Origin of the sequence: Eikenella glucosivorans (assembly GCF_016025525.2) — a bacterium.
GTDB classification, from domain to species: Bacteria; Pseudomonadota; Gammaproteobacteria; order Burkholderiales; family Neisseriaceae; genus Eikenella; species Eikenella glucosivorans.
On sequence record NZ_JACSGR010000007.1, the window covers coordinates 172,014 to 186,889 of the forward strand.

General features: G+C 57.5%; 19 protein-coding genes. 4 read left to right on the forward strand and 15 right to left on the reverse strand.

Annotation, left to right across the window (positions count from 1 at the left end; all coding sequences use genetic code 11):
• Positions 1-29 precede the first annotated feature (29 nt).
• The 12 genes from H9Q10_RS10090 to H9Q10_RS10145 all read right to left on the reverse strand — a co-directional run bounded on the left by H9Q10_RS10090 (position 30) and on the right by H9Q10_RS10145 (position 9,722).
• Complete coding sequence (locus H9Q10_RS10090; protein ID WP_197903851.1) at positions 30-431, reverse strand: DUF302 domain-containing protein; 402 nt, start codon at positions 429-431, stop codon at positions 30-32.
• A gap of 48 nt (positions 432-479) precedes the next feature.
• The gene (locus H9Q10_RS10095) at positions 480-890 is read right to left on the reverse strand and encodes a protein YgfX (protein WP_197903852.1); all 411 of its coding nucleotides are present in this window, start codon (positions 888-890) and stop codon (positions 480-482) included.
• A 4-nt stretch (positions 891-894) separates the two neighbouring features.
• Positions 895-1,251, reverse strand: coding sequence for a hypothetical protein (locus H9Q10_RS10100; RefSeq protein WP_197903853.1), 357 nt, complete (start codon positions 1,249-1,251; stop codon positions 895-897).
• A gap of 153 nt (positions 1,252-1,404) precedes the next feature.
• Positions 1,405-2,178: an exodeoxyribonuclease III gene (locus H9Q10_RS10105; protein WP_197903854.1), complete on the reverse strand. Its 774-nt coding sequence runs from the start codon at positions 2,176-2,178 to the stop codon at positions 1,405-1,407.
• Between the two features lie 59 nt (positions 2,179-2,237).
• Positions 2,238-2,558: a hypothetical protein gene (locus tag H9Q10_RS10110; protein ID WP_197903855.1), complete on the reverse strand. Its 321-nt coding sequence runs from the start codon at positions 2,556-2,558 to the stop codon at positions 2,238-2,240.
• A gap of 68 nt (positions 2,559-2,626) precedes the next feature.
• Positions 2,627-3,097: a type IV pilin protein gene (locus tag H9Q10_RS10115; RefSeq protein ID WP_197903856.1), complete on the reverse strand. Its 471-nt coding sequence runs from the start codon at positions 3,095-3,097 to the stop codon at positions 2,627-2,629.
• 78 nt (positions 3,098-3,175) lie between these two features.
• Positions 3,176-3,628 carry a type IV pilin protein gene (locus H9Q10_RS10120; RefSeq protein ID WP_238480192.1) on the reverse strand — a complete coding sequence of 151 codons (453 nt, stop codon included), beginning with the start codon at positions 3,626-3,628 and terminating at the stop codon, positions 3,176-3,178.
• A gap of 138 nt (positions 3,629-3,766) precedes the next feature.
• Entirely contained in the window at positions 3,767-4,498 is a 732-nt protein-coding gene (pdxJ, locus tag H9Q10_RS10125; RefSeq protein WP_197903857.1) for a pyridoxine 5'-phosphate synthase, read from the reverse strand.
• 100 nt (positions 4,499-4,598) lie between these two features.
• Complete coding sequence (locus tag H9Q10_RS10130) at positions 4,599-5,828, reverse strand: DUF711 family protein (protein WP_197903858.1); 1,230 nt, start codon at positions 5,826-5,828, stop codon at positions 4,599-4,601.
• Positions 5,829-5,864: 36 nt separating this feature from the next.
• On the reverse strand, positions 5,865-6,605 hold the full coding sequence (recO, locus tag H9Q10_RS10135; protein ID WP_197903859.1) for a DNA repair protein RecO: 741 nt from the start codon (positions 6,603-6,605) through the stop codon (positions 5,865-5,867).
• A 259-nt stretch (positions 6,606-6,864) separates the two neighbouring features.
• Positions 6,865-7,848, reverse strand: coding sequence for a pseudouridine synthase (locus H9Q10_RS10140; protein ID WP_197903860.1), 984 nt, complete (start codon positions 7,846-7,848; stop codon positions 6,865-6,867).
• A 575-nt stretch (positions 7,849-8,423) separates the two neighbouring features.
• Positions 8,424-9,722: a DEAD/DEAH box helicase gene (locus tag H9Q10_RS10145; RefSeq protein WP_197903861.1), complete on the reverse strand. Its 1,299-nt coding sequence runs from the start codon at positions 9,720-9,722 to the stop codon at positions 8,424-8,426.
• Between the two features lie 163 nt (positions 9,723-9,885).
• Here H9Q10_RS10145 and H9Q10_RS10150 point away from each other — a divergent pair, with 163 nt between their 5' ends.
• Together H9Q10_RS10150 and H9Q10_RS10155 are read left to right on the forward strand one after the other, a co-directional pair.
• A complete protein-coding gene (locus tag H9Q10_RS10150) occupies positions 9,886-10,029 on the forward strand; it encodes a hypothetical protein (protein ID WP_156503583.1) in 144 nt (47 codons plus the stop codon).
• 207 nt (positions 10,030-10,236) lie between these two features.
• Positions 10,237-11,181: a class I SAM-dependent methyltransferase gene (locus H9Q10_RS10155; RefSeq protein WP_197903862.1), complete on the forward strand. Its 945-nt coding sequence runs from the start codon at positions 10,237-10,239 to the stop codon at positions 11,179-11,181.
• A 177-nt stretch (positions 11,182-11,358) separates the two neighbouring features.
• Here H9Q10_RS10155 and H9Q10_RS10160 read toward each other — a convergent pair whose 3' ends face one another.
• Together H9Q10_RS10160 and cyaY are read right to left on the reverse strand one after the other, a co-directional pair.
• Entirely contained in the window at positions 11,359-11,910 is a 552-nt protein-coding gene (locus H9Q10_RS10160) for a hypothetical protein (protein ID WP_197903863.1), read from the reverse strand.
• Between the two features lie 92 nt (positions 11,911-12,002).
• The gene (cyaY, locus tag H9Q10_RS10165; protein ID WP_197903938.1) at positions 12,003-12,326 is read right to left on the reverse strand and encodes an iron donor protein CyaY; all 324 of its coding nucleotides are present in this window, start codon (positions 12,324-12,326) and stop codon (positions 12,003-12,005) included.
• Between the two features lie 82 nt (positions 12,327-12,408).
• On the opposite strand from cyaY, the gene lptM reads away from it, so the two are divergent.
• On the forward strand, positions 12,409-12,600 hold the full coding sequence (gene lptM / locus H9Q10_RS10170) for an LPS translocon maturation chaperone LptM (RefSeq protein ID WP_338082322.1): 192 nt from the start codon (positions 12,409-12,411) through the stop codon (positions 12,598-12,600).
• Positions 12,601-12,602: 2 nt separating this feature from the next.
• Complete coding sequence (gene lysA / locus H9Q10_RS10175) at positions 12,603-13,823, forward strand: diaminopimelate decarboxylase (protein ID WP_197903864.1); 1,221 nt, start codon at positions 12,603-12,605, stop codon at positions 13,821-13,823.
• Positions 13,824-14,106: 283 nt separating this feature from the next.
• Here lysA and H9Q10_RS10180 read toward each other — a convergent pair whose 3' ends face one another.
• On the reverse strand, positions 14,107-14,757 hold the full coding sequence (locus H9Q10_RS10180; protein ID WP_197903865.1) for a hypothetical protein: 651 nt from the start codon (positions 14,755-14,757) through the stop codon (positions 14,107-14,109).
• Positions 14,758-14,876: the final 119 nt, after the last annotated feature.

Below are 14,876 nucleotides of genomic sequence, written 5' to 3' on the forward strand. Positions count from 1 at the left end.
TTTGCCGCGGCATTATACCGCAGCCGAATTTAGCTTGGCACACCCTCCAGCGCGGCGGCAATCAGCCCGCTCATGGCGGCATCGATTTGCGCGGCAACGTTTTCCACCGCGCCCAAATTGCGCCCGGCCACCAGCGGCAGCACGCGCCGGTACAACACCCACACGCGCCCGTTTTCCTCGTACACCAGCACTTTCAGCGGCAGCTCGGCCGCCAGCAGCAAATCGGCCTGCATCAGCGGTGTGCCTTTGGCCGGGTGGCCGACAATCAGCAGGCAGGCGGGCGCGAGCGGCAGGCCGTGTTCGGCGGCCAAATCGGAATGCGGGATTTCGGCAAACAGGGTAAGCCCTTGGGCGGCAAAGGCCTGTTTGAGCGCGGCAATGCTTGCTTGGAAATCGAACGGGCTGGTTTGGATAAAATGCTCGGGGTTCATGAGGCTACCTGAAAATAGAAAATGCTTGAGAAACAATGAACGATCGGGCTACTCCGGCCGCGCCTGCCCCCACCGTGCCCACACGCGCAGGCGGCGCAGACCTTCGGCATCGGCAGAATCCGGCCACACGGCCTGGTGAAACCGCCGCCCCCCGTCGGTGTGCCAATGCAGGATTTGCAGCCACGGCAGCACCACGCCGCCGCGCAGGGTGGCCGCCACGGCAATCTGCTGCGGCTGCAAAAACAACACGGCTGCTCCGCCGCTGTCCACCGCCAGCCAGGTAATCCGCAGCGGCCGGCGCAGGGCGTGCCAGGCGGCCAAGGCGGTGAGCGCGAGGCCGAGCCAGCACGGCCAGCCGGCGAAATACAGCAGCCAAACCGCGGCCAGCCACACCCACGCCGCCGTGTGCACAATACGCCGCAGCCGCGAGGGCTTGAAGGCTACCTGAAAAGGCTGCACGGCATCACATCATGTTGTCCACAACTGGGCTGACACGGATGTCGTCGTCGTCCAAATCCAGCACCATATCGTGGAATTCCAAATCAAAAAAGCGGGCAAACAGCTCGGGCGTGAGCTCGGGCCACTGCTCCTGCGGCACTTCCCAAGAGGCCATTTCGCCGCTGAGGATGTCGCGCCAACGCTCGCCGAAGAGGCCGGCGCTCTCTTCGGGCGTGTCGGTTTGCTCAATCAGGTACACGCTGCAATTGCTGCGGATTTGGGAAAGGGTGAGGTCGGGCAGGTCGTCGCCGGTGCTTTTGAGCCAGGCGAGGAAGGCTTCGGTGGGCTTCACCACAACGGCGCTGCGGTCTACGAAATACATGGGGTTTCCTTGAGTGTGAATTGGGATGGTTTCAGCTAGCCTTTGAGCGGAAGCACTGCTGGCTACCTGAAAATTTGTGCTGCGGAATAAGCGAGCGGCTTAGCCGATTGGATTTTCAGGTAGCCTGTTTGCCAGCGCAGGCTACCTGAAATATTACAGCGGATAATCGTAATCCACCACCAGCGGGGCGTGGTCAGAAAACTTTTCCTGCTTATACACGTGGGCGGCTTGGGCACGAGCGGCCAGGGCGGAGGTGGCCATTTGATAGTCGATGCGCCAGCCCACGTCTTTGGCGTAGGCCTGGCCGCGCTGGCTCCACCAGGTGTAGCCGGGCGCTTCGGGATAGAGCGTGCGCCAGATGTCCACCCAGCCGAGCTCGGCAATCACTTTGCCGATCCATTCGCGCTCTTCGGGCAGGAAGCCGGAGTTTTTCAAATTGCCTTTCCAGTTTTTCAAGTCGATGTTTTGGTGGGCGATATTCCAGTCGCCGCAGATGACGATGTCGCGGCCTTGGGCTTGCAGCTCGCGCAGCATGGGGTAGAAGGCGTCGAGGAAGCGGAATTTCACTTGCTGGCGTTCGTCTGAGCTGCTGCCTGAGGGCAAGTAGAGCGAAATCACGGATAAGTTGCCGAAATCGGCCTGCACAAAGCGGCCTTCGGCGTCGAATTCGGCAATGCCCATGCCGGTTTGCACGCGGTCGGGCTCGCGTTTGCTGTAGAGCGCCACGCCGGAATAGCCGCGTTTGTCGGCGCAATGCCAGATGCCGTGCATGCCGTGCGGGGATTTCATGCTGCCGTCCAAATCGGCTTCTTGGGCTTTGAGTTCCTGCACGCAAATGATGTCGGCGCCGCTCTCGGCGAGGTATGGGTGGAAGCCTTTCTTGTAGGCGGAACGGATGCCGTTTACGTTGGCGGAGATGATTCGCATGGTGGTTCCAAATATTTTTATCAGTTTGGTTAAACAGGGAAAGAGGCTACCTGAAATTTTCAGGTAGCCTGCTTGCTTAGCGTTTGCCGCCACATTAGGTAATCGCGCAGCGGCGGCATGGGCGGGCTGATGCAGTGCGGGCAGATGCCGGTTACGTCTTCATCATCGAATTCTTGGTGGAAGGCGTCGGGATCAAAGCGCGACTGTTGCAACACGGCCTGCGCCAGCGCCTGCTGCTGTACCACGTCGAATTCGTAGCCGAGCAAAATTTCGGCCAGCAGGCCGGTTTCGGCGCTGCTGAATCGGGCGCTGTTGGATTGAATCAGGCGGATGTAATCGGCATTGCGGATTTTTTGTTGCAGTAAAACGGAGATATCCATAAAGGAGAAGGCTACCTGAAAAGGTGGGGGAGTGGGTTGAATATTCGGCTTTAAATAAGGTGGTTCATTCAATGCAGCAATTCGCAGTTTTTATCGATATTGTTTCCGCCGGGGAAGACGGTTTGATTGTCGCAACGGCTGCTGCTGCTTTCGCAAATGCGCACAGTTTGGTCTTGGTTAATCAGCAATACGCGAGGTTCTTTGTTTACATCGAAAGCCACGGCTTTAATCGTATATTTATCGCCCAACACACCGCGGGCATTGCCTTGAAATTTGATGCAGAAATGGGCGGTTTGGGTAACCGGTATAGCCGGCCAAGAGGTGGAGTTGGCTTTGAAAGTGCGGTTTCGCGTATAAAAACGCTCCATTGCCCGGCTGTTTTCCAACAAAGCGGCATTCGCTTCTTCCAAACGCGATTTGCGCACAAAAGATTGGTAGGAAGGATAGGCAATCACCGCCAAAACCGCCACAATCGCAATAATCACCAGCAGCTCGATTAAGGTGAACCCGCGCTCAATGCGAATAGATAAGCCGTTCATCTTGCTGCTCCTTTGGGATAACAATAATGGAGCGGCAGTATAAACGGCTTTGAAGCGGAAGGGAATAGTTTGTTAATGTTAGTATTGCTCGCAGTTGGTCGTGTTGCCGTCATTATCAATGTCACACCGGTTTAAAATACCAATACTATTGTAATAGATCCCTTTGGTTTCACGAGGATTTTTTGCACTAGGCCTAGCTATGATTTCGTAGCTATCTGACTTCATGCTATCATTAACAAAAGTAATATTAAAGAAGTCTGTACTTACCGGGGCAGACACTGGGCTATCAGGATCTTTAAACGTCCTATGTACGGTATAAAAACGCTCCATGCTTCGAGCTTTATCCATAATACGCGCTTTTGCTTCCTCCATACGCGCCTTACGAACAAATGAATCATAGCTGGGATAGGCCATTGCGGCCAAAACAGCCAAAATAACAATGCTGATCATCAGCTCTATCAAATTAAAACCCTGAATTTTTGACTTATCCATCATTTTCCCTTTAACCTCTTCTATCCCGACAACAGCCAAATAATTGTTATTTTATTAATTCCACATTTATCTCAAATTAAGAGATAAACAGGCTACCTGAAAGCAGGAACCATACGAAAGCAAAACTGCCCCGCAAGCATCTTCCCCCACTTTTCAGGTAGCCTCTCCCTTGAAACCCTAGTCAGGCTGGCTTCTCGCCCGATAAATCTCTTCTTTCATCTGGCGGATAGCCTCCGGCAGACCCAAAAACACCGCCTGCGCAATCAGCGCATGGCCGATGTTCAGCTCGCGAATTGGCAGAATCCGTGCCACCGGTGCCACATTGTGGATGGTCAAGCCATGGCCGGCGTTTACCACCAAGCCCAACTCCGAAGCAAAATACGCTGCCTCCTCTAAGCGCAGCAATTCGCTCTGCCGCAACGTATGCGAAACCGCATCGGCATAGGCACCGGTATGCAGCTCAATTGCTTGCGCACCCACATCATGCGCTGCACGGATTTGCTGCTCATCCGCATCAATAAATAGCGACACACGGATACCAGCCGCATTCAGTTTCTGTGTAAATTCCGCCACCTTCTGCTGCTGCGCCAACACGTCCAAACCGCCTTCGGTGGTCACTTCCTGCCGTTTTTCCGGCACAATGCACACATCTTCAGGCTGCACCTGCAAGGCGTTATCCAGCATTTCTTCGGTGAGCGCCATTTCCAAGTTCATGCGCGTACGGATGGCCTGTTTGATGGCAAACACGTCCGCATCTTTGATGTGGCGGCGGTCTTCGCGCAGATGCAGGGTAATCAGGTCGGCTCCGTGGGTTTCCGCCACCAGTGCCGCTTCCAGCGGGCTGGGGTAGCGGGTGCCGCGCGCATTGCGCAAAGTGGCAACGTGGTCGATATTTACGCCCAACAGCATATTCTTTCCTTTCGGGGTATCGAATTGAGCAATTCAACGATGACTCACGCCGTGAAATTGTATTAAGCAACCGGCGTGCCATCTGAAACAAAAATCTCTTTTAAGGCACGGCCAACACCGCGCAATTACACAAATCATCGCTTTCAAACGCCGTGATTTCGCCCGCTTCCAAGCCGGGAACGGGGAACAGGCGCACGGTGAGCGGCTTGTTCAGGCGGAAGGCCATGGTACCGGTATCGCACATGATGGCGGCGATTTTTTCCGCCGGCGTATTGCCGGCAACCGGCACGGTGTCCAAGCCGATACCGCACACGCTGCTGTAGGTGAGCAGCGCGCGGATGTCGAACTGCCCGCGGCGGGTGGCTTCGGCCAGGCCTTCGTCTTCGGTTACCGCCAGCATCAGGCCGGAAAAGCCCACCGCCTGCACGCGCTCCAGCGATTTGAACACGCGGGTGAGCAGTGCGGAGGCCTCCACCGTACCGGCCGCGCCGAAATACGGCACGCGCATCAGCCGATACAGTTCCACCATCGAGGTGCAATCCTTCGACGGCGCCGCCGACGTATCCATACCGGCATAAGCCCAGCCCGCATCCAAAGGCGTGTCGGCCACACATTGCTGCACACGGTCGATGTGGTATTGCAGCGCCTCCTTCATCGCCAGATAGGCTACCTGAAAATATTCGGCGTGCGCTGCCGGCTGGTTGTTGAGCCCGCGCAGGGCGGCAGCCAGCAAATCCGGCGTTTCCAAACCGAGCACGATGCAGTTGCCTCGCTCCGCGCGGTGATAGCCGGCGGGGAAATACGGAATCAGCGGCCGGCAATTGAAGTTTACCGTGAAATTGAAATTGCCTTCGCCGCGCGGCGTGATGCGGCCGATTTCCTGCATCGCCGCCACACACAACTCAATGGTTTGCTTGTCTAAAAAACCGTTTTCGTCCACATCCACATTCACGCAGGCATTGCACAAATCGCCGTAATCCCGAATCAGTTCCGGCAGCAGCGCGATCTCTTGCGCGCCCACTGCCTCGCCGATGGCAAAACGAATGCGCATCGCCTTGCCCACGTTCAGCTCCTGCAAAATCTGCTGAATCTGCGCCAGCCCCTGCTTGGCGCCGCCCACACTCGCGGTATCCAGATATTCGCCGAAGGGGTTCGACACCAGCCGCACCGATTGCACAGTATAGCCTGCCCGGGCAAACGATTCGGCCAAACGGTCGCACTGACGCTTAGCCTCAGCCAGCACGCCCGGCCATAAGCTGCTGTCTTTATTCAAACTAACAAAAGCGGTAATCGCCCGCACGTGGCAAAGCCCGGTGTTGCGCAAATCCATTTTATTTGTTCCCGACGTGTTGTGTGGGCGCTAAGGCTACCTGAAAGCCTGTATCTGCTGCAACACCTGGCGCGACTTAATCCCCTCCGGCAGGCGGAAATCCAGCAGCAGTCGGGTAATCTGCCGCGCCTGTTGCAAGGCGGCGGCATCGGCAAACTCGCCGCTGTGCAACTGCATCAGTACTTCGCCGCCCACCGCCACGCCGGCCTGAATTTCATGTGGCGGCAAGGCTCGGCGCTGCTCCAGCGGCAGCACGGCGTGTTCGGGGCGTAGCCAGTATTGCCGCCCGACTTCCACCGGGTTGCCGTCGCCGTCGTGCCGCAAATCGGGCGCATAGCCAGACAGGGTGAGCAGTGCCCACTCAAAGCGGCGCAGCGCGGCGGTGTGGTTCGGCTCGGTGCACAAGGCGCGCATCACCTGCCGCAAAGCCTCATACAGCGCGGGCTGCGGGTCTTCGCGCGCGGTGAGCTTCTGCACCAGCTCGTTCACATACAGCCCGCCAAACAGCGCCCTGCCCTGCGGCTGCGGCCAGCCGCCCAGCCACTCGGCGCGGTGCAGCGTTTTCAACTCTTCCCGACCATACCAGGCCACCTGTACCGGCACAAACGGCACCAACACGCCGCGCAGCTCGCTCTGCCGCTTGCGCGCGCTGCGCGCCACCACCGCCACCCGCCCGTAGTCGCGGCTGAACAGCTCCGCCAGCAGGCTGGTTTCGCGCCACGGCGTGGCCGACAGCAGAAAGGCCGGCTGGGAATCGATGCGGTTGGGCTGTTTCATTTGGGGTATCAAAAGGATAAACAGAAGCCGACCTGTGATCCGGCCGGCATTTCGGCTCCGCGGAAACTCGGTTTTCTATTGGAAACCTTGGCTTTCACTGCATTGAAGCTGAAGTTTTAATGAGATTCGCTCCGCTCATTTTAACTTCGTGCAAGCTCACGCTTTCAGGTAGCCTTTATGGGCATTGAATACGGCGGCAGCGGTTTGATTGCAAATGCTTTACTGGTTTTCAGGTAGCCTGAAATCGGTTTGGCTGCGCCTAACGGCGCCGCCCGTTGCCCGGCAGCGGCATATCCGCCCACTTCACCACTGCGGCCACTTCCGCCGCATTCAATTCGTAAAACTGCCCGCGTTTCAAACGGTTGGGTAAAGCAATCGGCCCGAAGCCGGTGCGCACCAGGCGGCTCACCGTGAGGCCGAAATGCTCGAAAATGCGGCGCACTTCGCGGTTGCGCCCCTCTTTGAGCACCACATTATACCATTTGTTCGCGCCCTCCCCGCCCTGGCTATGGATGCGCTCCACCTGCGCCAATCCATCTTCCAGCATCACGCCTTCGCCGGTGAGCTGACGCATCTGTTCGATTCCCAACTCGCCCAGTACGCGCACCGCATATTCGCGCTCCACCTCAAAGCTCGGGTGGGCGAAACGGTTGGCCAGCTCGCCGGAAGTGGTGAGGATCAACAGGCCGCTGGTATTGATGTCCAGGCGGCCGATGGCCACCCAGCGGCTGCTCGCCGCCTGCGGCAGACGGTCGAAAATGCTCACGCGCCCCTGCGGGTCGTCGCGCGATACGATCTCACCTTCCTGCTTGTAATACAAGATGATACGCGGCAACCTATCTGGCCATTTCAGCTTCACCACGCTGCCTTTCACCAGCACTTGGTCTTCCGGCTGCACCTTGTCGCCCAGTTGCGCCGGCTTGCCGTTTACCGTTACCCAGCCGTTTTGAATCCACTCCTCCATCTCGCGGCGCGAGCCCACGCCTGAAGCGGCCAGCGCCTTTTGCAGGCGCACCGGCTCGATGCCACCCAAATCCGAACGCTGCTCCTGCAACTGGCGTACGCGGCTCTGCACCTTCTGGTTGGCCGGGCGCACAGCCAGCTTTTTCGCCCGCGCCACGCGCGTTTTCGGCGCAGAGGGCGTGCTGGCCGCTTTATCACGCGCCTGCCGCTTGGGGCTACCTGAAATTTTTTCATCGGCACGGCGGCTGCCGGGCTTGTTGGAGGAATGTTGTTTTTTCATTGGGTTATCCTAACTCGTGATGTTGATCGACGGTTCTTCTGCGGCACGGGGCGGCAGGGTTCCTGTGAAAAAGGCTACCTGAAAGCGTGAGCTTACACGGTGGTCATATGAGCGGAGTGAATTTCGCTAAACCATATTTCGGCAAAACCATAGCGGAATTTTTATGCGGCTTAAGCGGCAAGCTGATAGGCAATGGAAACAGCATTTCTCAGTAGCTGCAAAGCGGCAGTTTACGTTTGCGGCACAATGTGCCGTAGATTGGCGCTTTTGCGGATTACTCTACAAACGGCTCAATTCGGCTGACGCTGAAGTTTCAGCCGCCTTAAAGCTGCATGCTATTTTTAGCTTCACAGAAACTCCGCTTCCTGCAGGAATGTCGTTTTAGCGAAATTCGCTCTGTTCCTTTTCGGGCAGCCTCCGATTCGGCAGCCATCTTACTGGAAGCCAAGCAAACAAGCCAACCATCAATTGGCGCAAACCAGAGGCTACCTGAAAACAGAATACGGCGGCATTTCTGCGCCGCAAAATTTTCAGGTAGCCTGTCATCGCTATTAAAGCCGGCTGCGGGCTGCAATCTATCCGGCGCGGCGGCCTTGGGCGGCGGGTTTGCGCTCTTTGCCGCGCGGGCTGCCGGCGGGGCGGCCGTAGGATTTGCCGCTGCCGTTGGGCCGGCGGCCGCCTTTGGGCTTCCAGCCGCCGCCTTTGGCTTTGCGCGGGGCTTTGCTGCGCTTACGGGTGGGCTCCATGCCTTCGATGGCAAATTCGGGCAGCTTGCGGCCAAGGTATTTTTCGATTTTGTGCACAGCCATGTATTCGTTCACTTCGGCGAAGGTGAGGGCGAGCCCGTGGCGGCCGGCGCGGCCGGTGCGGCCGATGCGGTGCACGTAGTCTTCGGCCTGCTTGGGCAGGTCGTAGTTGATCACGTGGGTGATGCTGGGCACGTCGATGCCGCGCGCGGCCACGTCGGTGGCCACCAGCACTTTGATGCGGCCTTTGCGCAAATCCATCAGGGTGCGGTTGCGCCAGTTTTGCGGCATGTCGCCGTGCAGGCAGTTGGCGGCAAAGCCTTTTTCGTAGAGCTCGTCGGCCAGCTGCTCGCTCATGGCTTTGGTGCTGGTGAAGATGATGCACTGGTCGATGTTGGTGTCGCGCAGGATGTGGTCGAGCAGGCGGTTTTTATGGTTTTTGTCGTCGCAATACAGCAGCTGCTCGTCGATTTTGCCTTGGTTGTCTTCGCGCTCGATTTCGATCACTTCGGGATTCTTGGTGAGCTTGCGGGCAAGTTTGCCCACGGCGCCGTCCCAAGTGGCGGAAAAGAGCAGGGTTTGGCGGCTTTCGGGCGTGGCGGCCACGATGGTTTCGATGTCGTCGATAAAGCCCATGTCGAGCATGCGGTCGGCTTCGTCGAGCACCAGCACTTCGAGGCGATCGAAATCGATGCGGCCGGAGCGCATGTGGTCCATCAGGCGGCCGGGGGTGGCCACCACCAAATCAATCGGCTTGGCCAGCGATTTGATTTGGAAGCCGAAAGAGGAGCCGCCCACCAGGGTGACGGTGCGCAGCCATTTCATGTTTTGGGCATAGATTTTGGCGTTTTTCTCCACTTGCGCCGCCAGCTCGCGCGTGGGCGTGAGCACGAGGATGCGCGGGCCTTTGCCGGGCTTGTCGCTGCGGCGGGTGATGCGCTGCAGGCTAGGCAGCAGGAAGGCGGCGGTTTTGCCGGAGCCGGTTTGCGCCGAGGCCATGATGTCGCGGCCTTCGACGGCGGCGGGCAGGGCTTGGATTTGGATAGGTGTGGGCTCGGCATAGCCGGCGGAACGCAGGGCGGCGAGCAGGTTTTTATCGTGCAGCAGATCGCTGAATTGGATGGTCATGTGTTTCCAAAAGGGGCAACAATACTTTCCGCCCGCGAAAACGGGCAGCCGTGAAGCAAAGGAATGCGCTAACGGGAAACAGCGGGTTCTTTCACTTTCGATACCAGGCGGGATAACGCGGCAGCGGGAGTTCGGGCAACCACTATGGAAGTTACGCAAAAGATTGTCGCAAGCATGGCGCTTGGGTGGCATCGGCGACAACCTGCGGAGCAGAGAAGGATTGCGCGCGCAAGGCGGCAAACAGACGCAGCCGGAAGGCTGGTGGGCTGAAGACGATGGCTTCGAACAAAAAGAGGCGGCATATTAGGCGCTTGCCCGCAAACGGTCAAGCAAAATCTTTGGCTTTACACGCATATACACTTCAGGCTACCTGAAAGCGTAAGCTTCAACGCAGTTAAAATGATGTCTTGCGAAGCAAGGCAGAATTTCTGCGAAGCTAAAATGCACCGGCATCCGTTTGGAGCGCCCCGCCGCTTGGCGATAAAATAGCCTTTTATTTTTCAGGTAGCCTTCCATGAGCGAAATCACCGCCTTCGCCAACCGCCTCGGCAAAAACGCCAAACACCTCATCAAATGGGCGCGGCGGCATCATATAGAAGCCTGGCGCCTCTACGACCGCGACATCCCGCAATACCCCTTCGCCATCGATATTTACGGCGAACACGTTCATTTGCAAGAATACGACACCGGCTGGATCATGCAGGAAGCCGACTACCAAGCCTGGCTCGCCGAAGTGATTGAAGCCGTGCGCTTCGTCACCGGATTTCCCGCCGAACACATCCACCTCAAACAGCGCAGCCGCCAGCGCGGCAACAGCCAATACGAAAAAACCGGCCGCAGCGGCGAAGACTTCATCGTGCACGAACACGGCCGCGCCTTCTGGGTAAACCTCGACAAATACCTCGACACCGGCCTCTTCCTCGACCACCGCAACACCCGCGAGCTCGTAGGCAGCCAAGCTGCCGGCAAACGCTTCCTCAACCTCTTCGCCTACACCGGCAGCTTCAGCGTGTATGCCGCCACCGGCGGCGCAGCCTCCAGCGAAACCGTCGATCTCTCCAACACCTACCTCGACTGGGCCCGCCGCAATTTCGCGCTCAACCAAATCAACCCCGAACAACACCAAATCATCCGCGCCGACGTATTCCAATATCTGCAAAACGCCGCCGCCCAAAGCAAACGCTTCGACCTCATCGTGATGGATCCGCCCAGCTTCTCCAACAGCAAAAAAATGCTCGACATCCTCGACATCCAGCGCGACCACCCCCGCCTCATCCGCGAAGCCATGCAGCTGCTCGAGCCCGGCGGCACGCTTTATTTCTCCAACAACCTGCGCAGCTTCGAGCTCGAGCCCGCCCTGGCCGACCGCTACGCCATCGCCGAAATCAGCCGCCAATCCGTGCCCGAAGACTTCCGCAACCGCAAAATCCACCGCTGCTGGCGCATTCAGCATAAATAACAAAGGCTACCTGAAAGCGTGAGTTTCAGCGGAGTGGAAATGAAGTGAAGCGAATTTCGTTAAAACGTCAGGGCAGCCAAAAGCAATCAGGCAAAGAAAAGGCTACCTGAAAACCATTTTTCAGGTAGCCTTTATTGCGCAATCACCGCAGAACCATCTGCACCGCGCCATCCATACCTAATACCTTGCATCGGCCGGCACTCTGCTGCGCTGCACAGTTTTGTTCAGCAGCTCAAAGCGTTTCTGCCGCTCCAGCCATTGATACACATAAGTGGTTTTAAACTGGGTAACCACATCCTCACGCCCGGCTATATCGGCATAATGGCAGTTTTCGGTGATAAACAGGCGGCTGCCGGCCTGATAGTGGAATATGTCCGACTCCTCCGAGCCGTCTGCCCGATAGCAAGCGTTCAAAGGGTGGTCGGTAGACAAAGGCGTGAGCTCATAGATTTTCCCGCTGCGCGCGTCCACCATTGCACCGTTCAGACATTGCGTTCCGCAGCCCCACGTCACAGCAACATAGTTCCCAGCAAAGCCGATTTTCCCAGACTGGTAGCCTTCCCTAATCCGCGTGCGCATATCACGCCATTGCTGCGTCAGCTGCAAAGGGTGGCGGGTGCCCTGATAGACCGGGCTCGGGTAATCGGCAAACCGATACGCCCGTTCAGCCGGCGCCGATTGAGCCAAACCGCACGCCAGCGCCAACGATACCGCTAGAAATTTCCGCATTTTCTCTCTTCTTAAGTCTATGCAGGCTACCTGAAAACCATTTTTCAGGCAGCCTGCCCTGTGCCCGCCGCTTATGCAGCGGCTACCTGAAACTACAACGCCGCAATCTCCACCGCCTGCCCCGCCGCCGCGCCCAGCACATCGTTCAGCACGGCGAAAAAGCCGCTGCCGTCGCGGGTGGAGCACCATTGCCCCTCGCGCAGGGCGAAGTGGTAACCGCCGCTTTTGGCGGCAATCCACAATTCCTGGTTCGGCGTGTGGCGGTTTACGATAATCTGTGTGCCGTCATCGGCTTCAATGGTGAGCACGTTGCCATTGTGCTCGCAGTCGAAATCGGCGCCGCACTGGTCAAGCTGGTCTTCGATGTGGGCAAACAGTTGGTCGGAATAGCGCAAAAATTCGGTTTCGGTCATGATGGTTTGTGCATGGCGGCGTTTTTGTTTAAGATGCGCCATCTTGCCACAGCCGCCTGTTTCAGGCAATTTCGAGTTTCTCATCATGATGCGTACCCTGTTCCCCGCCCTTGCCGCCGCGCTGCTTTTGAGCGCCTGCGGCTATAAAGGCGACCTCTACCTGCCCAAAGAAGGCGACCGCGCCCGTTTCGCCCCGGTGCAAACCGGCCTGCAATTCGCCCCCATCGCGCCCATGCCCGATGTGGAACCGCCGCAACCGCTTCCCGCCGCCAAATAACCATGTCTTTATATTGCGAAAACGTTTCCCTCGATGCGCTGGCCGAGCAGTTCGGCACGCCGCTGTATGTGTATAGCCAGGCCGCGCTCACCGAAGCCTACCAAAGCTACACCGCCGCCTTCTCCGAGCTGAACCCCCTGCTGTGCTACGCCGTAAAGGCCAACGGCAACCTGAGCATCCTGCGCCATTTTGCCCGCTTGGGCAGCGGCTTCGATATCGTGTCCGGTGGCGAGCTGGCGCGCGTGCTGGCCGCCGGCGGCCGCGCCGACAAAACCATTTTCTCCGGCGTGGGCAAAAGCCGCGCCGAGATGGAATATGCGCTGCAAGCCGGCATCAAGTGCTTCAACGTGGAAAGCCTGCCCGAGCTCGACCAGCTCAACGAAGCCGCCGCCGGCCTCGGCATGGTGGCGCCTGTGTCGCTGCGCATCAACCCCGATGTAGACGCGCAAACCCACCCCTATATCTCCACCGGCCTCAAAGCCAACAAATTCGGCATCGCCATGGAAGACGCCGAAGCCGCCTACCGCCATGCCGCCTCCCTGCCGCACTTGCGCATCACCGGCATCGACTGCCATATCGGCTCCCAGCTCACCAACCTCGCCCCGCTGGTGGAAGCCTGCGAACGCATGCTCGCCCTGGCAGACCGCCTCGCCGCGCAAGGCATCGCTCTGGAACACATTGATTTGGGCGGCGGCATTGGCATCGTGTATCACGACGAAACCGCGCCCGACCTGCCCGCCTACGCCCAAGCCGTGCGCCAACTGCTCGGCAGCCGCAAACTTTCGCTCATCCTCGAGCCCGGCCGCAGCCTGGTGGGCAACGCCGGCCTGCTGCTCACCCGCGTGGAGCGCGTAAAACGCAACGGCGACAAGCACTTCGTCATCGCCGACGCCGCCATGAACGACCTGATGCGCCCCGCCCTCTATCAGGCCTACCACCACATCGACAACACCAACCCCGAGCCCGGCGAGCCCTTTGTGGCCGACATCGTCGGCCCCGTGTGCGAAACCGGCGACTTCCTCGCGCAAAACCGCCGCATCGCCGCCCGGGCCGGCGACCTTTTGGCGGTGCGCAGCGCCGGCGCCTACGCCGCCAGCATGGCCAGCAACTACAACGCCCGCCCCCGCGCCGCCGAAGTGCTGGTGAACGGCAGCGAATTCCGCCTCATCCGGGCGCGCGAGCAAATCGCCGATATGCTGGCCGGCGAGCTGGCCTGCCTGTAAAGCCGAAGCCGCCGCACCTCCCGAGTGGCGCGCAAAACCAGCGCCGCCGTTTCTATCCCAAGAAACGGCGGCGTCGGCTTTCGGCAAGGCGGAAGGCTACCTGAAAAAATGAACGCCCGAATACGGCAAACTTTTTCAGGTAGCCTCTTTCCTGCCTGCCGGGTTTGGGTGAAATGCCGATTTGATCGAACGGCAGGCTTGAAATAAACAAACCAAAAATTTTCAGGTAGCCCATACCGAATACAGGCTACCTGAAAAATATTCCTGCAATACCCGGCCAACTTTATTTCTTCTTCGGCGGCAGGATGCTGCCGGTTTCGGCGGCACGTTCTTTCCAAATAGGCAGCCATTGAGCCATACGCTCCCGAAAAGGTTTATAAATTGGTCGAGCAGTAGGAAAATCTGCATGGATAAAACGTTCAACATAATCAAAGTCCAACAAAACTGCCCGAGCAATACAGTTACCCAAGCCTTCATAACCTTCATCGGTGGTTGGATTAGGGAACTCCCCAACAATTGGATAACTACTCAAAAACTCTTTTTCATCCTGGCTGCTGAAATATCGTTTAACCAAATCTAAACCACGCTCGAAAAAGTCTTGAATATAGATTTCTGCTTCGGGCAAAGTATGGACTAATTTCTGATAAATCATGGCATGGTTGTGGGCATCTGGGCTCAGAATCAACATGCGGGTCGTCCAATAGCTCATATTGAAAAACCCGTCCGTAAAAGCTTCTTTAATTATTGTTTTAACAGATTTATTATAAACAATCACACTTGGTTCTGCTGAAAGATGCAATACCCAAGATGGATTAATCCAGATTTCTGAATGCTCTAGAGTTCTATTTTTAAAGGCAGCTGTCTTATATTCCCAGCTAGGATACTTCCTTGCTAGCTGAATGCAAAATTCTTTCACATCTGATTTATTCAACATATTTTCCCTTTCGATTTCATCCTATTATCCCTCTGCCCGTTTTCACTTCATTTTCAGGTAGCCTTTCTCCTGCGTGCAGGCTACCTGAAAATTCCGGCTTCAGCGCGGCTAAACCCCCT